General features: G+C 61.0%; 18 protein-coding genes and 1 pseudogene. 7 read left to right on the top strand and 12 right to left on the bottom strand.

Annotated features, from left to right (window positions below; translation table 11 throughout):
* Window positions 1-153 (top strand): annotated as a pseudogene (locus K0F88_RS32315) (glutamate carboxypeptidase); the annotation flags it as partial.
* A 176-nt stretch (window positions 154-329) separates the two neighbouring features.
* Here K0F88_RS32315 and K0F88_RS09735 read toward each other — a convergent pair.
* The 8 genes from K0F88_RS09735 to K0F88_RS09700 form a co-directional block, all read right to left on the bottom strand.
* Window positions 330-1,199 (bottom strand): oxaloacetate decarboxylase, encoded by an 870-nt coding sequence (locus K0F88_RS09735; protein ID WP_094471765.1) that lies wholly within the window; start codon window positions 1,197-1,199, stop codon window positions 330-332.
* A 128-nt stretch (window positions 1,200-1,327) separates the two neighbouring features.
* Window positions 1,328-2,362, bottom strand: coding sequence for an arginine N-succinyltransferase (astA, locus tag K0F88_RS09730; protein ID WP_094471770.1), 1,035 nt, complete (start codon window positions 2,360-2,362; stop codon window positions 1,328-1,330).
* Window positions 2,363-2,423: 61 nt separating this feature from the next.
* Window positions 2,424-3,440 carry an arginine N-succinyltransferase gene (locus tag K0F88_RS09725; RefSeq protein ID WP_094471771.1) on the bottom strand — a complete coding sequence of 339 codons (1,017 nt, stop codon included), beginning with the start codon at window positions 3,438-3,440 and terminating at the stop codon, window positions 2,424-2,426.
* A gap of 119 nt (window positions 3,441-3,559) precedes the next feature.
* Window positions 3,560-4,909, bottom strand: coding sequence for an APC family permease (locus tag K0F88_RS09720; protein WP_219094915.1), 1,350 nt, complete (start codon window positions 4,907-4,909; stop codon window positions 3,560-3,562).
* 56 nt (window positions 4,910-4,965) lie between these two features.
* Complete coding sequence (locus K0F88_RS09715; protein WP_094471773.1) at window positions 4,966-5,718, bottom strand: N-formylglutamate amidohydrolase; 753 nt, start codon at window positions 5,716-5,718, stop codon at window positions 4,966-4,968.
* Entirely contained in the window at window positions 5,702-7,033 is a 1,332-nt protein-coding gene (locus K0F88_RS09710; RefSeq protein WP_094471774.1) for a glutamine synthetase family protein, read from the bottom strand. Before K0F88_RS09710 ends, K0F88_RS09715 begins: the two co-directional genes overlap by 17 nt.
* Window positions 7,030-7,674, bottom strand: coding sequence for an isochorismatase family cysteine hydrolase (locus K0F88_RS09705; protein ID WP_094471775.1), 645 nt, complete (start codon window positions 7,672-7,674; stop codon window positions 7,030-7,032). The genes K0F88_RS09710 and K0F88_RS09705 overlap by 4 nt, the downstream gene beginning before the upstream one ends.
* 2 nt (window positions 7,675-7,676) lie before the next feature.
* Window positions 7,677-8,531, bottom strand: a complete 855-nt coding sequence (locus K0F88_RS09700) for a MurR/RpiR family transcriptional regulator (protein ID WP_094471776.1) — start codon at window positions 8,529-8,531, stop codon at window positions 7,677-7,679.
* Between the two features lie 340 nt (window positions 8,532-8,871).
* On the opposite strand from K0F88_RS09700, the gene K0F88_RS09695 reads away from it, so the two are divergent.
* Together K0F88_RS09695 and cobF are read left to right on the top strand one after the other, a co-directional pair.
* On the top strand, window positions 8,872-9,432 hold the full coding sequence (locus K0F88_RS09695; RefSeq protein WP_094471777.1) for a histidine phosphatase family protein: 561 nt from the start codon (window positions 8,872-8,874) through the stop codon (window positions 9,430-9,432).
* A complete protein-coding gene (gene cobF / locus K0F88_RS09690) occupies window positions 9,432-10,187 on the top strand; it encodes a precorrin-6A synthase (deacetylating) (RefSeq protein WP_219094914.1) in 756 nt (251 codons plus the stop codon). Before K0F88_RS09695 ends, cobF begins: the two co-directional genes overlap by 1 nt.
* A gap of 38 nt (window positions 10,188-10,225) precedes the next feature.
* Here cobF and ftrA read toward each other — a convergent pair whose 3' ends face one another.
* Window positions 10,226-11,200 carry a transcriptional regulator FtrA gene (gene ftrA, locus K0F88_RS09685; protein ID WP_094471779.1) on the bottom strand — a complete coding sequence of 325 codons (975 nt, stop codon included), beginning with the start codon at window positions 11,198-11,200 and terminating at the stop codon, window positions 10,226-10,228.
* 101 nt (window positions 11,201-11,301) lie between these two features.
* Here ftrA and K0F88_RS09680 point away from each other — a divergent pair, with 101 nt between their 5' ends.
* A complete protein-coding gene (locus K0F88_RS09680; protein ID WP_094471780.1) occupies window positions 11,302-11,736 on the top strand; it encodes a rhodanese-like domain-containing protein in 435 nt (144 codons plus the stop codon).
* A gap of 172 nt (window positions 11,737-11,908) precedes the next feature.
* On the opposite strand, the gene K0F88_RS09675 is transcribed toward K0F88_RS09680, so the two are convergent.
* Window positions 11,909-12,553 carry a type 1 glutamine amidotransferase gene (locus tag K0F88_RS09675; protein ID WP_094471782.1) on the bottom strand — a complete coding sequence of 215 codons (645 nt, stop codon included), beginning with the start codon at window positions 12,551-12,553 and terminating at the stop codon, window positions 11,909-11,911.
* Between the two features lie 245 nt (window positions 12,554-12,798).
* On the opposite strand from K0F88_RS09675, the gene K0F88_RS09670 reads away from it, so the two are divergent.
* The 3 genes from K0F88_RS09670 (at window position 12,799) to K0F88_RS09660 (ending at window position 15,791) form a co-directional block, all read left to right on the top strand.
* Complete coding sequence (locus K0F88_RS09670) at window positions 12,799-13,578, top strand: ABC transporter substrate-binding protein (RefSeq protein ID WP_077749081.1); 780 nt, start codon at window positions 12,799-12,801, stop codon at window positions 13,576-13,578.
* A gap of 200 nt (window positions 13,579-13,778) precedes the next feature.
* Complete coding sequence (locus K0F88_RS09665) at window positions 13,779-14,891, top strand: succinylglutamate desuccinylase/aspartoacylase family protein (protein ID WP_219094913.1); 1,113 nt, start codon at window positions 13,779-13,781, stop codon at window positions 14,889-14,891.
* Window positions 14,892-15,074: 183 nt separating this feature from the next.
* Window positions 15,075-15,791, top strand: coding sequence for an alpha/beta hydrolase (locus K0F88_RS09660; RefSeq protein WP_094471784.1), 717 nt, complete (start codon window positions 15,075-15,077; stop codon window positions 15,789-15,791).
* Window positions 15,792-15,794: 3 nt separating this feature from the next.
* On the opposite strand, the gene K0F88_RS09655 is transcribed toward K0F88_RS09660, so the two are convergent.
* Window positions 15,795-16,382 carry a hypothetical protein gene (locus tag K0F88_RS09655; protein ID WP_094471785.1) on the bottom strand — a complete coding sequence of 196 codons (588 nt, stop codon included), beginning with the start codon at window positions 16,380-16,382 and terminating at the stop codon, window positions 15,795-15,797.
* A 234-nt stretch (window positions 16,383-16,616) separates the two neighbouring features.
* A complete protein-coding gene (locus tag K0F88_RS09650) occupies window positions 16,617-17,288 on the bottom strand; it encodes a glutathione S-transferase family protein (RefSeq protein WP_219094912.1) in 672 nt (223 codons plus the stop codon).
* Window positions 17,289-17,366: the final 78 nt, after the last annotated feature.

Genomic DNA, 17,366 nt, shown 5'->3' with positions numbered 1-17,366 from the left:
AGTCTCTCGGCCGGGGTGGGCACGCCGACGCTGGATGGGTTCGGGATTGTTGGTGGCAATATTCATACGCCTGAAGAGTACGCAGAAGTAGAAAGCGTGGCGCCGCGGATATACCTGCTGTCGCGGATGATTATGGAGTTGGCGAAGCGCTGACTGACACTGTTGTAAGCGATATAGCGGTGCCTGAACTGACGCCATCGCGAGCAAGCTCGCTCCCACATTGGATTGCAGGTGTACGCAAATCATGCGTCCACTAAAAATCCCCTGTGGGAGCGAGCTTGCTCGCGATGGCGTCGGCTCGGTTCACACCGTCAGACGCGCTGAACGGGTTATTCCTTCACACTCATAAACTCTTCCGCCCAACGGATGTATTCCTCAGGCTGCGTATACGTATGAGTCAGCTCGGTAGCGCTCAAATCCGACGCCTGGGTAAAGATCTGCCGCTGTTCGCGCAAGCTGTCGTAAGTCGCCTTGATCGCTGCGAAGTACGCGCCGTGACCATCAATGGTCACCCGCACGCCCAGTTCAGCCAGGCGTTTGTCGTCGCGCAGCGCCGGGTTGCCGTAGGTCACCAGCATCAGAGGCACGGTCAAGTGTTCGGCAATCTGTTCGAGGTGATCGAAGTCCCGCACGCCGACCATGCAGATCCCGTCTGCACCGGCCTGCTGGTAATGACAGGTGCGGCTGATGACTTCCTGAACCGGCAGGATCCCGGCGTTGGTACGCGCAATGATCGCCATTTCCGAGTCGACCCGGGCTTCCAGGGCCGCGCGGATCTTGCCGACGCCTTCCGCCACGCCGATCAGGTCGGTGGATTTGCGGCCAAATTGCGCCGGCAGCAGGGTGTCTTCGATGGTCAGGGCGGCGATGCCGGCGCGTTCCAGTTCAACGATGGTGCGCATCACATTGAGCGCGTTGCCGTAGCCGTGGTCGGCGTCGGCGATGACCGGCAATTGGGCGACACGGCCGATGCGCGTGGCCTGCTCGGCGAATTCGCTGAGGGTGATCAAGGCGAAGTCGGGGGCGCCCAGCACCTGCAACGAGGCGACCGAGCCACCGAGGATGCCCACTTCAAACCCCAGGTCCGCGGCGATGCGGGCCGACATCGGGTCGAAGACCGACGCCGTGTGATAGCAGGCATTGGAAGCAAACAGCTCGCGGAAGTTACGGCGCAAATCTTGATGAGAAAGCCTGGACATATGAGTTCCACCAATACAAAGGAATGGAAAGGCTTGAGCAAAGGTGTCAACGCCGAAGGAACAAAAGGCTATCACGCGCGCGAGGGGAAGATGATGACGAATTTACGCAGCGGCTGGAACACGATCGATTACGCCGCAACTGCCTGCCGCTGTTGATCAGGCAGCGGCACCGCCCGCACCGAGTTCCCCGGTTGCAGTTGCAGGCGTTTGGCCGTGAGTCGGTCGACGATCAAACTGTTGCCCACCAACCGGGCTTGGGCGGTGGTGATGCGGCAGTTTTCCAGGCGGCGGTTGTGGATCAGCCACACCGGGGCCTGCTCGTCAGGCGTGCCGATGGCCAAAACCAGCGGTTGGCTGTCGCGCACGGTGCGGATTTTCGAGACCGGGGCTTCGATCACCGGGCCAGCGTCGAAGATGTCGATGTAACCCTGATGCACAAATCCTTCGGCGCTGAGGATCTTCAGCGCCGGTTCGGTGTTCGGGTGTGCCTTGCCGATGACCGCCTGGGCCTGTTCGGTGAGCAGGCAGGTGTAGAGCGGCTGGCGTGGCATCAATTCGGCGATGAACGGTTTGCTGCCCAGCCCCGACAGGTGATCGGCGTGGCTGAAATCCATCTTGAAGAAGTGCCGGCCCAGGCTGTCCCAGAATGGCGAACAACCATGTTCGTCGGCGCTGCCGCGCAATTCGGCGATCAGCTTGTCGCCGAACAGGTGCGGGAACTCGGCCACGAACAGCAGGCGTCCCAGGGACAGCAACCGACCGTTGCTGCCGTGGCGTTGATCGGGGCGCAGAAAGAGCGAGCAGATTTCCGATTGGCCGGTCATTTCATTATTCAGAAACAGCGTCGGAATCTGCCGCTGAATACCCAGGTCCGGCGACGAACTGACCGTCAGCCCGACCCGATAGTTGTACCAGGGTTCACGCAGGCCAACGGCACCGGCCAACGCACTGATGCCGACCACTTGCTGATCGTCATCTTCGAGCACGAACAGGTAATCGGCATCCGCCCGCTCGACCTGGTCGGCGAAGGTCCGTTGGGCCCAGCGTACCCGGTGCACCAGGCGTTCTTCGTTGGCCGGCAGGGTGGTAAACCCGGGGCCGGCCTGTTGCACCAGGTCCATCAAGGCGGGCAGGTCGGTAATGCGAACCGGGCGGACAATCATGATGCAGCTCCTTCTTCGCGCCAGTTCGGGCGCTGTCGTTGGGCACGAGGCCGGGTGATGCTCACAGGGCAATCAGCCGGATCGCGCTGCCATCGGTGACGTTCAGGGCGGCGCACATCTCGGCGCTCAACCCCACCGGTTGGCCGGCCTGGACATTCAGCTCGGCGACGATTGCGCGATAGTCCTTCAGCGAATCGTTGCTCACCAGGTAACGGCCGCGCGCATCGATCAGCGAAGCCCGTTGCGCCGTGCCGGTCTGGCTTTGGGCGATGGAGAGAATGTTCGAGGTGCGCGCGTACAGCGTCGGCCCACCGTCGAACAGGTCGATGTAGCTGTTGGTTTCAAATCCCTCACGCTCAAGAATATCGAAGGCCTCCTGGCCATCGGGGTGGATCCGGCCGATGCAATCCTGTGCCGCCTGGGGCAGCATCGGCACATAGATCGGGTAGTGCGGCATCAGTTCGGCGAGGAAGGTCCTGCTTTCCAGACCGCAGAGCCGCTCGGCCTCGGCGTAGGGCAGGTCGAAGAAATGCTTGCCCAGCGCATCCCAGAACGGTGATTGCCCTTCATCGCTGCTGAAACCGACGATCTCGGTGATCACCGCTTGCGCAAAACGCTGCGAATGGGCGGCGATGAATAGCAGGCGCGCCCGGGACAGCAACTCCGAAAACGCTGTGCGCACCAGCGCCGTGTCGATGTGAAAGCCCCGCAGCAAGGTGTGGCCGCTGAGGTCCTGACACAACGACAACGCCGGTACGCCGTGCTCGATGTTCAGCTCCCGGGAGGCGCTGGTGAAGTGGCGGTTGCGCAAACTGTAGAACGGTTCGTTGAAGCCGGCGGTGGCAAGGATTTCCGAGCACCCCACCAGGCGCCGGGCCGCGAGATCCTCCAGCACGAAGAAATAGTTCTCCGGGCCATGAACCTCCACGTCTTGGTCGAACGAGGCGCAGGAGTCGAGAATCCTCAGGCGCAAGCGTTCAGTGTCGTCCGGCAAGGACGTGACACCGACCAGGCTGTCGCGCGCCAGTTGCTGTAACTGGGGCAGGTCGGTTAACTCGACTGGGCGTAAGACCAGCATGGATGTACTCCTGTATCAAAGGGTTCGGCGATGTGTGCCGAACCTGACTATCACTGTCGGTTTCCACGCATTAAATCGGCGGTCGCCTGATTTCTTGTCAGACGCCGCTCTTTTTCTTGTCAGCCGTTGCTCGGGTCGGGCAACGCTGTGCTAGTGCCCAGCTTGTTGAGGAAAAACAGATACACCAGGCCCAAGGCAATCCAGATCAGACCGAGTTTTTGTGCATCGACACCCATGTTGTACATGATGGCCGCGACGATGATGAAGCCAACCACCGGGCAGATCAGGTGGCGGATCACCTGGCCGGACTTCTGCCGACGCCAGTAGTAATTGATCACCGTTAGGTGCAGCAACATAAAACCGCTCAACGCGCCGAAGTTCACCAGCGAGGTGAGGGTGTCCACCGAGTTGATGAACAGGTAGCAGATCACCAGCGACAGCACGGCCACCAGGTAGATGCTCAGGTACGGGGTGTTGTGTTTCGGGTGAACCTTGGCCAGCACTTTCGGCAGTTTGCCGTCCCGGGCCATGCCGAACAGCAGGCGCGACACCGCCGCTTGCGACGTGATGGCAACCGCTACGCCCCAGGCCAGGGCCGTGGCCACGCCGGTCAGGGTTGCCAGCCAACTGCCGGCAGCGATTTCGGCGATTTCATAGAACGCGGTGTCGGCGGAGGTGAAGCCCATGCCGGCCGCCAAATCAGTGGCAATCCAGGTTTGCACAACGAAGATCACGCCCATCACCAGCAGCGTAATCAACGCTGCTTTGCCGACGCTGCGGCCCGGGTCGCCCTTGATTTCTTCGGCGAGGGTGGAGATCGCATCGAAACCGAGGAAGGACAGCACTGCAATCGACACGGCTTGCATCAGCAGGGCGAAATTGAAGGTGTCCGGGTTATACAGCGGCGCCAGGGTCAGCTGACCATTACCGCCACCGCTGTGCAGCGCATTCCAGGCGTAGAACAGAAAAATCCCCAGCACCACCAGTTGCGCCAGCAGAAACACAATGTTCATGCGAGCAGTGAAGGTGATGCCCCGCAGGTTGACGAAGGTCGCGCTGACCAGAAACGCCAGGATGAAACCGACCTTGGGAATGTCCGGGTAAAGGTGATTCAGCGCCATGGCCGCGTACACGTAGAGCAGCGGCGGAATCAGCAGGTAATCGAGCAGCATCAGCCAGCCGGCGATAAACCCGACGTGCGGGTTGAGGCTGCGTTGCGCGTAGGAATACACCGAGCCGGCAATCGGAAAGGCCCGCGCCATGCTGCCGTAACTTAGGGCGGTGAACAGCATCGCCACCATGCCGATGATGTAGGCCAGCGGCACCATCCCGGGCGCTTCGGCGTTGACGTAACCGTACACACCGAACGGGGCGATGGGGATCATGAAGATCATCCCGTACACCACCAGGTCGGTCAGCGACAGGCTACGTTTCAACTCTTGCTTGTAGCCGAATTCTTCTATTTCCATGAAGCCCTACTCCTTGGGATGAAAGCAGCTGCACGCTGCGGGTTTGACGCGACTTTTTACAACAGCGGAGCCAGATAACCTGCCCAACGACTGACGTTTTCAGGGGTGCGCAGCAGATCGTTGCGCACCTCGATCAACACCGATTCCAGTCCTCGTGCATCGCCGTGCACCGGCACGGTCATGTCGCCCAGCGGGTTGATTTTGTACGGCTCATTACCGGCGACCTTCAAGGGGTGCTGGCTTAACCCGTCAATCAATCGTTGGGCGTAGCCCTTGGCTTCGCCAAACAGCACGCCGACTTCCAGCGCGCGCGGTTGGCCGTGGTAAACCGGGGTGAAGCTGTGAATGCCGACCACCCGGACCGGCCGCCCTTGTGCGACACGCTGGTCGATCAAGGTTTGCAGCCGGGCATGAAACGGATTGAACAGGGATTCGCGGCGGTAATCACGCGTGGCCTCGTCCAGATCCCGATTGCCCGGTATCGGATAAATCTCGCTCTGCGACGGGATGCTGTCCGGGGCATGGCGCGGGCGATTGAGGTCAATCAAGAGCCTTGAGTAATTGGCCGCCAGCAACGTCGCCCCCAGTGTCTGGGACAAACCTTCGGCCAGTTCCAGCGCGCCAATGTCCCAGGCGATATGTTCACGGGCCGCGTCGTGACTCAGGCCCAGGTCATTCAAACCGGGTGGAATAAAACGGCTGGCGTGTTCACACACCAGAATCAACGGGTGCGCTGAGTCTTCGCGGCTCAGGGTGTACGCGGGCTCGGTAAAAAGACCGAGTTCAGCGGATTCAGTACAGGCGTGCATAGTGCTCACAGCGTTCGGCGGGCGACAGCTGTTCCGTCAGCGTCAGTTCCTCGGTTTTAAGGGCGAACCAGGTGTCCATCAACGCGCTCGGCAGGGCTTCGATCAGCGCCTCGCTGTTGCGCAGGTACTCGAGCGCCTGGGCAAGGGACGCGGGCAGGGCGACGATGCCGCGGGCCTGGCGTTGTTCTTCGTTCAGGGAATCGGGGATTTCATCGGTGATCGCGTTCAAGGCCAGGCGTTGCTCGATGCCCAGGCGACCGGCGATCAGCAGCGCGGCCATGGCCAGGTGCGGCGACGCCGTGGCGTCCATGGCGCGAAATTCCAGGTTGTATTGCGCCGCCACTGATTTACCGCCCAGGCTCACGGTCGGGCAGATCCGCAGCGCTGCTTCGCGGTTGCGCTGGCCGAGGCAGGCGTAGGAGGCGCTCCAGTGATGCGGCTGCAAGCGCTCGTAGGACACCGGTGTCGGTGCGGTAAATGCGCACAGCGCCGGCAAGTAATGCAGGATGCCGGCGGCCCAATGCTGGCCGAGGGTCGACAGGCCATTGATCGTGCCGGCGTCGTACATCAGCGGTTGGCCGTCCAGATCCAGCAGACTGACATGCAGATGGACGCCGTTGCACACGGCATGCTCGGACGTCTTTGGCGCAAAGCTCACGTCCAGGCCCATCTGCCGGGCGATCTCGCGGGTGATCTCACGCACGTTCACCGCACGGTCCGCTGCGGCCGCACCGAGGGCGGGGCGGCAGGTGATTTCGTATTGATGCTTGCCGTATTCGGGCAGGAACATTTCCGGTTCGACGCCACCGGCGCGCAGGGCGCTCAGCAGCCAGCCACCGAACTCGGCGCCCTGACGCTGGGCTTCGAGGGAGAACGCCAGCTGATCGGCCTTGCCGCTGCTCAAGTTGAATTCATGTTCGAACGCGGCGTTGACCTGCAAGCCCAACTCGGCGCGATACCGCTCCACTTCATTGCGCAATAACGTGCGTGGGCAGGCGCCCCACGGGCGGCCATCGGTTTCACGAATGTCGCCGTGGATGAAGTCCAGCGCCGGGGCCGCGGCATCCGGGCCATTGTTGACCGTCACCCGGCTGCTCAGGTCGGGAATCAGCCGCAGATCGCCATACGCGCCCCACGGGTTGGTGGAGGCGATGATGTCTTGCGGGGTCAGGGCGCTGTTGGCCGGCACCCAGCCGCAGCCTGTCGTCAGGTAGTGTTCAAGTTCGTCCGTCGGGAACGAGCGACCACGGGTCACGCCGATCAGGTCGGTGGTGACGATGGTCGTCATGGGCAGCGGCGACAGGCGTTCGCTCATGCTTGCATCTCCTGCAACCGGCCGAGCACGGTCTGGGTGTCGGTGATCCAGCAGTAACCCTTGATTGCGTTCAGGCAGGCTTGATGACGCTGGGGCGTGTAGGTCGCACAGGCATCCTCCACCAGCGTCACCAGGTAGCCACGGTCGGCGGCATCACGCACGGCCATGTCCACGCACTGGTCGGTGACGATGCCGGCGATGATCAGGTGCCGCGTTTCAAGGTTGCGCAGCACGTAATCAATGTTGGTGGAGTTGAAGACCCCGGAAGAGGTCTTGGGCAGGACGATTTCGTTTTCTGTCGGCGTCAGGTCGTCGATGATCCGCGCCGGGGGGCTGCCCTTGGGCAAGTGCATGTCCGAGAGCTTGTGGTCCAGCGAGCGGTCGCGGCCATCGGCGGTCAGGCTTTCGATGATCGTGTGCAGCACGTTTTGCCGCGCGCTGCGAAAGGCACTGAGCAATCGGCGTTGATTGGGCACCACCTGCATGTGGGTGCGGGTCAGGAAGTACTCGCCGTCCGGTCCGTTGAGGTGCGGGTCGAACTGTGGTTCGAGCCAGGCACGCTGCATGTCCACCAGCAACAACGCGGTGTGATCGGCAGTGAACGGCAAGTCCCGGGGCGAGTGGTGGGGGAGCGTGAACATCCTTATTTATCCTCCAGCAGGTGGGTGTCGAAGTCGGTCCGCAGGGCATCGATGCCTTCCAGGCGATCGGCCAGTTCCGGGCTGCGCAGGGTCAGGCAGGCAATCAGCGCCTCGACCTGGGCCAGCGCCGGGACCATGGTGTCGAAGGCCGACACCGATTCCACCGGCGCACTGATAATCAGATCGGCCATTTCCCGCAGCGGTGAAGCATAGATGTCCGTGAACAACACCACGCGGGCGTATCGGCTTTTTGCTGCATTGGCCACGCGCAGGGCCTGTGACTGGTAGCGGCGATAGTCGAACACCAGCACCACGTCCTGGCGCTGCACGTCGAACAGCCGGTCCGGCAGTTGCGCGTTGTCTTCCAGGGCGAAACAGCCCGGGCGCAGCAGGCGCAAATGGTTGAGCAAATAGTTGGCGAGGAAACTGCTGAAGCGCCCGCCAAAGCAGTGAACCTGATGGCGGGTGTCGAGCAGCCACTCCACCAGAATCCGCACATCTTCGGGTTGGGTCAGCGCATGGGTATCCACCAGCGCCCGATGGGTGTTCGCCAGGTAATGACTCCAGGCGTCGCCTTTCTGAACATGAGAACGAAGCTGCAACAGGGCGCTGGGGGATCGGAGGCGGTGGTCCATGTCGCTGAGCAAGGCATCCTGGAAATCAGCGTAACCGCTGAAACCCAGTTTTTTCACCAGCCGCACAATGGTGGGGTCGCTGACACCGGCATGTTCGGCCAAACGTGACATCGGCCCCAGCCCGTTACGCGGGTACTGGTCCAGTAAGGCACGGATGACTTTGCGTTCCGCCGGCGTAAGGTCCAGGCCGGGATCGGTGATCAGGTCTCTGAGAGAGGGCATCCGGGCTCCTGCTGGATGGGTATGTCGGTTTTGTTTCATAAATCGCTAAAACAGTATTTATGTAGCGCATGCTACATGTCTAGTGAATTTTTCGTGGTTTTTTCAGGACCCAAAATGGGGCGAAAAGCCCGTGCGCTGAGGGCTACACGGAAGTCGACTGGCGTTGTAGTCCATCGCCCACAAGGGTGTCAGCAATTGCCGAAATTCAAGGCTCGAATGAGCCCGCATCCTGTCGGTGCTGATGCAAACGAAACGCCCTGGATCAAGCGTCTTGCGGCACAATTGCGTCATTATCGGCGGCATCGAGCCTTTTTCCATTTCATCGACAGGGTGATAAACCGTGCAGGCAACCCGTTTGACCCTGATGTGCCACGCTCGAACCGTCGCACAAAAAATGTCGCGTTTTCCTACAAACGAGCCGTTGGAATTTTATGGCCAATTGGCGAAGGGTTCGCGCAGCGGCCAGTTCGATGGGGCACCACGGGTGCTCTGTGGGCCGGAGCTGCGCACGCAGCAGACGGCCGAGTTGTTTGGCAATGACGTTGAAATCGTCTCGGCTCTGAGGGATTACGACTTCGGACGGTGGAGCGGGGTGCGGATCAATGACTTGCAAAAGTCCGACCCCGAGGCACTGCAAACCTGGCTCGATGACCCGAACTCGGCGCCCCATGGTGGTGAGTCGGTCGCGCAACTCGCTGAGCGCGTGGCGCAGTGGCTCCAGTCCCTTGAGGCAACACCGGGGCATTTCCTTGCCATCACCCATCCCTTTGTCATTCGTGCGGCACTGACGCAGGTGTTGCAGGCCAAGGCATTCAACCTGATCGACGTCGAACCGTTGTCGGCCGTCGAGTTGCGGTTCACCGGCCGCTGGCGCCTGCGTTTGCTTGAAGGAGAAATCTGATGAAAAAGCTGCTGGTCATCGGCATCGGCGCCGGCAACCCCGACTACATCACGATGCAGGCCGTGAAGGCGCTGAACCTCGTCGACGTGTTTTTCCTGATGGACAAGGGCCAGAGCAAAGACAAACTGATCGACCTGCGCCGTGAGATCTGCGAGCGCTACATCACCGATCACGACTACCGCTTCGTCGAAGCCCACAGCCCGGAGCGCGAGTGCGGGGAGGTGGACTACAAGACCAGTGTCGAAGCGCTGAACCTCGCCAAGCAGCAGACCTTCGAGCGTCTGATCAATGAGGAACTGTCCGACGGCGAGTGCGGCGGTTTTCTGGTGTGGGGCGATCCGGCGTTGTACGACAGCACCCTGCGGATCTTGCAGGCGATCCTGGCCTCGGGCCGCTTTGCGTTCGAGTATGAGGTGATCCCCGGTATCACCAGCGTTCAAGCGCTGGCAGCGCAGCACAAGGTGGCGCTGAATCGCATTGGCCGCTCGATTGAAATCACCACCGGCCGACGGCTGGCGGCGGGGCAGGTGAGCGATGCCGACAGCCTCGTGGTGATGCTCGATGCCGAGGATTCCTACCATCAAGTGGCGGATCAGGAGACGGAGATTTACTGGGGGGCCTATCTGGGGACGCCGGATGAAATCCTGATCAGCGGCAAGCTCAAGGACGTGGCGCCGAAGATTGAGCGGGTGCGCAAGGCGGCGCGGGTGGCGAATGGGTGGATTATGGATACTTACCTGTTGCGCAAGCCTTGAGGTAAACCGGTGCCCGGGAGGAGGCCCTCAAGCGCACCTCAAATAATGGCTTTGACCTCCCGCCCAAACCGCTCCCGATACACCGACGGCGGCACGCCCACCACCCCACGAAACGCCACCCGAAAGCTCTCCACCGTGCGATACCCACACTGCGCGGCAATCTGGTCGGTGTTTTGCCCGGTGCTTTCCAGCAACTCCCTCGCCCGCGCCAGCCGCTCATGCTGTAACCACGCCTTGGGCGGCATGCCGGTGGCTTCAGTAAACCGACGCAGGAACGTGCGTTCACTCATGGCCGCCTCACTGGCCAGTTCGCGAACCTCCAGCGGTTCGTGCAAGCGTTCCCGCGCCCACTGCATGACACGGGACAAATCGCTGCGCGGCGTCGGGCTGACGGGCGTAGGAATAAACTGCGCCTGCCCGCCCGTGCGTTGCGGCGACATCACCAGGCGCCGCGCCACCGAATTGGCCACCTGCGTGCCGAAATCCCGCGCCACCAGGTGCAGGCAGGCATCGATCCCCGCCGCACTGCCGGCCGAGGTGATCAGTTGACCGGAATCGACATAAAGCACATCCGGGTCCACCAGAATGTTCGGGAAACGTTCGGCCAGCTCAGCGGCGTAGCGCCAATGCGTGGTGGCACCGTGACCGTCCAGCAGACCGGTCGCCGCCAGCACAAACACGCCGGAGCAGATCGACAGCAACCGTGCACCCCGCGCATGGGCCTGGCGCAGGGCGGCGAGTAAGTGTTCCGGCACCGGCGCGTTGCGGTCGCGCCAACCGGGAATGATGATCGTGCGGGCCTCTTCGAGCAATTCCATGCCGCCATCGGCCAGTACCTGAATGCCACCCATGGCGCGCATCGGGCCCTGATCCACGGCGACGATACGATGCTCATACCAGGGGAAATCGAACTCCGGCCGCGCCAGGCCGAAGATCTCCACGGCGATGCCGAATTCGAAAGTACAGAGGCCGTCGTAGGCCAGAATCGCGACCAATCCAGGGTTCGGTTGCATTTGGCGGAAAGTTCCCGGTGAGTGTCTTGTGCGCCACTGTAGCCGCAAGTGGCGGGCGGATAAAGTCTTCTCACACCCACTCAAGACTTGGAGTACAGCCCATGACCAGCCTGGTCCGCGCCATTCCCGCAGCCCCTTCGGCCATTGCCCTGATGCACTTCAGCAACCGACTGACCTATGAAACCGACTGTTCCGACGTGTACGGCAGCCAACAGGCCGGTGATGTGGATTTTGTCTTGGTGGACGTGCGCGGACCGTTGGCGTTCGAGCGCGGGCATGTGCCGGGCGCGATCAACATTCCGGGACGCCTGCTCACCGCCGAGGGCCTGGCGGGTTACCCGACTTCCACGCTGTTTGTGGTCTATTGCGCCGGGCCGCACTGTAACGGTGTACACAAGGCGGCGGTGAAACTGGCGGCGCTGGGTTACCCGGTCAAGGAGATGATCGGCGGCGTGACCGGGTGGCTGGATGAGGGGTTGGAACTGAGTGTTGCGGTGCAGCGGCCTGCCACCACCGCCATCGGCTGCGAATGCTGATATTCAGACACCGCTGAACCATCGTGGCGAGGGAGCTTGCTCCCGCTGGGTTGCGCAGCAGCCCCCCAATCTTGGCAATTGTCGAAGATTTTGGGAGCGCTTCGCACTCCAGCGGGAGCAAGCCCTCTCGCCACAGAGCCCCATCGCCACAGAAGCCCATCAATCCTTAAGTTCAGCGACTGCTTGAGCATGCTGCCCACCACTCATCCAGCGTCGCCTGCAACCACTCGAACACGGCTGCATGGGCGGCGCTGTCCTGTTCCCCCCGGGGCAATGGCGACGCCTTTCCAAAGTGCGCATTGAGCAACGCCACCGACTCCGCATTCCACTCCGGATGAAACTGCAAGCCCACCCGCGTCGGCCCCACGCGGTACATCTGCTGTTCACATTGATCACTGCTGGCCAGCACCTGCGCATCAGGCGGCAAGTCGATTGCGTCTTCGTGCCACTCCAGCACTTTCAGCGTCCGGCCATCGACGAACGTCACGGTGGTCCAGCCGGTTTCGGTTCGATCCATCCGCCGCACGTTCCCACCCAGACTCAGCGCCAGCAACTGCGCCCCCAGACAAATCGCAAACACCGCCGCGCCCTGAGCCAGACTTGCCGCCAGCCACTGCCGTTCTGCTTCCAGCCACGCCGGCCCGGCGTTGGATTCATAAGGCCCGCCCAACACCATCACGGGCGCCGCGCTCACCGGCGGCAAGTGGCCGAGGTCGGCGCGAAAGACGTCCAGCGTCAAGCCTCGGGACCTGGCCCAATCGGCAATGGCGCCAGGACCTTCGGCGGGGTGGTGCTGGATCAGATTCAATGTGGGCATCGGTACTCTCTGTAGTTTTTGCGCGTAGGTTTTGTCTGAAAAAAGGGCTTGTCCTACAGTCCTTGCACCGCCTTGGCGCACGCTTCAAGGGCTTTGAATTGTTCGGCCACTTTTCTATAAGTATTTGTCGCTTAAACACAATTTGCCCGTTTGAAGCCGCTCTAGACTGCCGGCCACTTCGATCGTCACCGACCGAAAGTCATTCGAAAGCTGCCAATAAAAGCCTCCGCACACAGGAGTTATAAATGAAGAAGCTAGTGATGTTTGGTGCCCTGGCACTGTCGATGTTGTCCCTGACCGCCGTGGCCGATGACGCCAAGCCGATCCGCATCGGTATCGAAGCCGGTTACCCGCCATTCTCGATGAAAACCCCTGACGGCAAACTCACCGGTTTCGACGTCGATATCGGCGACGCGCTGTGCGAGCAGATGAAAGTGAAGTGCACCTGGGTCGAGCAAGAATTCGATGGCCTGATCCCGGCACTGAAAGTGAAGAAAATCGACGCGATCCTGTCGTCCATGACCATCACTGACGATCGCAAGAAGAACGTCGATTTCACCATCAAGTACTACCACACCCCGGCCCGTTTCGTGATGAAGGCAGGTACCGACATCAAGGACCCGCTGACCGAACTCAAGGGCAAGAAAGTCGGTGTGCTGCGTGCCAGTACCCACGACCGCTTCGCCACCGAAGTGCTGGTGCCGGCCGGTATCAACCTGGTTCGCTACGGCTCCCAGCAGGAAGCCAACCTGGACATGGTGTCCGGTCGCGTAGACGCGCTGCTGGCCGACTCGGTCAACCTGGACGACGGTTTCCTGAAAACCGACGCCGGTAAAGGCTTCGCTTTCGTCGGCCCGACCTACGAAGACGCCAAGTACTTCGGCGGCGGCGCCGGTATTGCTGTGCGCAAGGGCGATACTGCGCTGGCCGACAAATTCAACACCGCCATCACCGAAATCCGCGCCAACGGCAAGTACAAGCAAGTGCAAGACAAGTACTTCGACTTTGACGTTTACGGCCAGTAATCACGCCGTGCAAAAAAGTGGCAACCGTTGACGCGGTTGCCACTTTTTTTATGCGCATTTTTATTGAGACGAATAACCTGTGGGATCGAGCTTGCTCGCGATAGCAGTGTGTCAGGTGAAGAGTTTTCGACCAGGACATCGTCATCGCGAGCAAGCTCGCTCCCACATTTGATCTCATCGTTTGAACATTGGGAGTTCCCATGCAACGCATCGACCATCTTCTGCCCTGGAGCCACCTGGGCACCGAACGCACCCTCAGCGTGTTTCGTTACGGCGCGGGCCCTCGCAAGGTTTATATCCAGGCCAGTCTGCACGCTGACGAGTTACCCGGCATGCGCACGGCCTGGGAGCTGAAGAAACGCTTGGCCGAACTCGAAACCCAGGGCCAGTTGCAGGGCGTGATCGAGCTGGTGCCGGTGGCCAATCCGATCGGTCTTGACCAGCACCTGCAAGGCAGCCACATGGGCCGCTTCGAGCTGGGCAGCGGCAAGAACTTCAACCGCGCCTTCGTTGAACTCAGCGCCCCGGTGGCCGCGTTGATTGGTGATCGATTGGGCAGCGACGCGGCAGCTAATATTGCGTTAATTCGCCAAACCATGGGTCAAGTCCTCGACAACTTGCCGGCACCGGCCTCGCAACTGGAAGCCATGCACCGCCTGCTGCTGCGCCACGCGTGCGAGGCCGACATCACGCTGGACCTGCATTGCGATTTCGATGCGGCGATTCATCTGTATGCCTTGCCGCAACACTGGCCGCAGTGGCAATCCCTGGCCGCGCGTTTGAAGGCCGGGGTGGCGTTGCTCTGTGAAGACACCGGCGGCAGTTCATTTGACGAGTCCTGTTCGTCGCCGTGGTTGCGCCTGGCGCGGGCCTTCCCCGAGGCGGCGATTCCGCCGGCCAACCTGGCGACGACGCTGGAATTGGGCAGCATGGGCGATACGCGAGTCGATCAGGCCCAGGCCAATTGCGAGGCGATTCTCGGGTTCCTCGCCGAGCAAGGTTTCATCACCGGTACCTGGCCTGCGGCACCGAACGAGTGCTGTGAAGGCATGCCGTTCGAGGGCACCGAGTACCTGTTCGCGCCGCATCACGGAGTGGTGAGTTTTCTGCGTGATTCGGGGGAGTGGGTGGAGAAGGGCGATGCGTTGTTTGAGGTGGTTGATCCACTGAACGACCGCGTGACCACCGTGCGCGCCGGGACCAGCGGCGTGTTGTTTGCGATTGATCGCGGGCGGTATACGCAGCCGGGCACGTGGCAGGCGAAAGTGGCGGGGCGTGAGGTGATTCGGGTTGGGAAACTGGTTAACGACTGAGGAATGTCGCTGTTCTTTCGGGTCTCATCGCGGGCAAGCCCGCTCCCACAGTATTTGCGGTGTTCACAAAACCTGTGGGAGCGGGCTTGCCTGCGATGGCTGCATCAGCAGCACCGAATGTCCCCGGCAAGCTTCACAGTGTTAGGCTCTCCCCCGAATCCTGCGCTCTGTGAAGGAAGGCTTATGTTGAAGTTTCTCGCTCTGCTGACGCTGCTGGCCAGCGCCACTGTCCACGCTGAAACCCCGCTGCACACTGATCTGCCGCTCAAATATCTTGAGCAGGCCAACCCCGAATCCCGCCACCAGCCCCTGGTGATTTTTCTCCACGGTTACGGCAGTAACGAGCAGGACCTTTTCGATATCAAGGATGAATTGCCGGCGCAATACACCTTCCTGTCAGTGCGGGCACCGATGGTGATGGAGGAGGGCAGTTACAAGTGGTTTCGCGAGAAGGGCAACGCTGCCTACAACGGTGAGACCGATGATCTGAAGGCCAGCGGCCAGGTGTTGCTGGACTTCATCGCACAGGCAGCGAAAAAATATCACACCGAACCCGACAAGGTGTTCCTGGTGGGTTTCAGCCAGGGCGCGATCATGTCCTACGAGGTGGCGCTGCGTCATCCCGAAGCCGTCGGCGGGATTGCGGCGTTGAGCGGGCGGATTCTGCCGGTGCTGAAATCCGAACTCAAACCGGATGAAAAACGCCAGAAGCTGGCGATCTTCATCGGTCATGGCACGACAGACAAACGCTTGCCGTACATCGACGGCACCGAGGCCAACAGCCTGTTGCAGAGCCTGTCACTCAAGCCTGAGTTTCATGCCTACCCCGGCGTCGGTCACAGCATCAGTGCCACCGAAATGCAGGACTTGAGCGCCTGGTTGCAGCGCCTCAACCCTTGAATCTTATTTACCGCTGACGATCTGTTTGACCAGCGTCTCGTGGCCGCCATTGTCGCTGAGGCGCGAAATCACCTGAACGATCGCCATACGCGTGTTGGACGCGGCCATCACGGTGGTGTCGAGGGTTTTGCCGCCGCCCTGGGTGGCGGTGCTGTCGATCTGCCGCAAGCCGAGGCCGGTGCCTTTCTGGGTCAGGCTTTTTTCGCTGAGTTTGGTGAAGTCAGGCAGCGCCTTGGCTTGTTCGGTGGCGAAGTCGGCCGCCGCGGAGTCGAGGAACGGACCGTCGTTATCCTTGACATTGGCGCCACCGGGAATGGTGTTTTCAGCGGCGATTACGACGGTTTTGGTGGTCTGGTTGGTGTACATGGTGCCCGTTGCCCCGGCAGTTCCGGTGGCTGCGTCGCCGGCCGGCAGCGGGTTGGCGATGAAGCCCTTGGGCAGGGTGAACTTGAACTTGCCGCCGAGCATCGAGACTTCCTGTGCAGGCGCTTTATCGCTGGCAGTGGCCTTGGCGGCATAGGCATTCAACGCCCCCAGGCTGGCGGCCGCCGTCAGTAACAGGACAACGGCTTTTTTACTCAACAATGACATTCGGAAACTCCAGGGATGATGGCGCATTCGCCGCAATCATCCCATGGAGGCTGTAATGCATTCCAGCGCGCAATAACGGTTGGAGGCTCCCCGGTGGCGAGGGCGCTTGCTCCCGCTGGGCTGCGAAGCGGCCCCTGCGCTTATTCAGATAAACCGCACTGGCAGGAATGGCGACTGCTTCGCAGCTGGACGGGAGCAAGCTCCCTCGCCACAAATATTCACCTCCAAACATTCTTACGCCTGATTCTGCGGAAACAGGTTACGACGGGTTTCTTCGTCGAACTCGGCCTTGAGCACCAGCTTCTCTTTCAACCCTTGCGCACGCTGGGCGGCGGGGCGAGCGCTGATTTCATCGAACAGACGCTTGACGTTCGGGTAAGCCGCCAGACCGTTCTCACCGAGGATGTAATGCGCGTAGCTGGCCCAGCCCCACAGTGCCATGTCGGCGATGCTGTAAGTGTCGCCGGCCAGGTATTGATGATCGGCCAGACGCTGGTCGAGCACGCGGTAGTGGCGTTCGACTTCCTTGAAGTAGCGGTTTTTCGCGTAGGGCAGGTCGTCCGGCGCGTGGTGCAGGAAATGCACGGCTTGACCCGAGAACGGCGACAGGCCGGTGGCGATGAACATCAGCCAGGACAGCAGCTCCGCTTGGCCGGCGACGGTGGTCGGCAGGAAGCGCTGATGCTTTTGCGCCAAATGCAGCAGGATGGCCTGGGAGTCAAACACGGTGGCATCACCGTCGATCAGGGCTGGAACCTTGGCGTTCGGGTTGATCGCCAGAAAGGCTGGCAAGTGTTGCTCGCCCTTGAACGTATCAACGCCAATCAATTCATAGGGCGTTTGCAGTTCTTCAAGCAGCAGGGCAACTTTCATCGGGTTCGGCGAAGGGTGGAAAAAGAACTTCATGGTGTTGGCCTCAGTCAGTGGGTAGGAACTGAGGCTGATGGTGGGGCAAACCTGTTCGATTGACGTACAAGGTTCTTG

The organism is Pseudomonas sp. UMAB-40 (assembly GCF_900095275.1).
Taxonomy (GTDB): domain Bacteria; phylum Pseudomonadota; class Gammaproteobacteria; order Pseudomonadales; family Pseudomonadaceae; genus Aquipseudomonas; species Aquipseudomonas mandelii_B.
Note: the sequence above shows the minus strand (reverse complement) of the source record. Positions and strands in the feature narration are given on the sequence as shown.

Excerpts from the sequence above, each read along its gene's own strand:
- K0F88_RS09670 (WP_077749081.1), top strand. The coding sequence starts at position 12,799 with ATGAAGAAGCTAGTGATGTTTGGTGCCCTGGCACTGTCGATGTTGTCC.
- cobF (WP_219094914.1), top strand. The coding sequence starts at position 9,432 with ATGAAAAAGCTGCTGGTCATCGGCATCGGCGCCGGCAACCCCGACTAC.
- K0F88_RS09715 (WP_094471773.1), bottom strand. The coding sequence starts at position 5,718 with ATGCACGCCTGTACTGAATCCGCTGAACTCGGTCTTTTTACCGAGCCC.
- K0F88_RS09660 (WP_094471784.1), top strand. The coding sequence starts at position 15,075 with ATGTTGAAGTTTCTCGCTCTGCTGACGCTGCTGGCCAGCGCCACTGTC.
- astA (WP_094471770.1), bottom strand. The coding sequence starts at position 2,362 with ATGATTGTCCGCCCGGTTCGCATTACCGACCTGCCCGCCTTGATGGAC.
- K0F88_RS09675 (WP_094471782.1), bottom strand. The coding sequence starts at position 12,553 with ATGCCCACATTGAATCTGATCCAGCACCACCCCGCCGAAGGTCCTGGC.
- K0F88_RS09650 (WP_219094912.1), bottom strand. The coding sequence starts at position 17,288 with ATGAAGTTCTTTTTCCACCCTTCGCCGAACCCGATGAAAGTTGCCCTG.
- K0F88_RS09725 (WP_094471771.1), bottom strand. The coding sequence starts at position 3,440 with ATGCTGGTCTTACGCCCAGTCGAGTTAACCGACCTGCCCCAGTTACAG.
- ftrA (WP_094471779.1), bottom strand. The coding sequence starts at position 11,200 with ATGCAACCGAACCCTGGATTGGTCGCGATTCTGGCCTACGACGGCCTC.
- K0F88_RS09680 (WP_094471780.1), top strand. The coding sequence starts at position 11,302 with ATGACCAGCCTGGTCCGCGCCATTCCCGCAGCCCCTTCGGCCATTGCC.
- K0F88_RS09665 (WP_219094913.1), top strand. The coding sequence starts at position 13,779 with ATGCAACGCATCGACCATCTTCTGCCCTGGAGCCACCTGGGCACCGAA.
- K0F88_RS09720 (WP_219094915.1), bottom strand. The coding sequence starts at position 4,909 with ATGGAAATAGAAGAATTCGGCTACAAGCAAGAGTTGAAACGTAGCCTG.
- K0F88_RS09710 (WP_094471774.1), bottom strand. The coding sequence starts at position 7,033 with ATGAGCGAACGCCTGTCGCCGCTGCCCATGACGACCATCGTCACCACC.
- K0F88_RS09655 (WP_094471785.1), bottom strand. The coding sequence starts at position 16,382 with ATGTCATTGTTGAGTAAAAAAGCCGTTGTCCTGTTACTGACGGCGGCC.
- K0F88_RS09705 (WP_094471775.1), bottom strand. The coding sequence starts at position 7,674 with ATGTTCACGCTCCCCCACCACTCGCCCCGGGACTTGCCGTTCACTGCC.
- K0F88_RS09735 (WP_094471765.1), bottom strand. The coding sequence starts at position 1,199 with ATGTCCAGGCTTTCTCATCAAGATTTGCGCCGTAACTTCCGCGAGCTG.
- K0F88_RS09700 (WP_094471776.1), bottom strand. The coding sequence starts at position 8,531 with ATGCCCTCTCTCAGAGACCTGATCACCGATCCCGGCCTGGACCTTACG.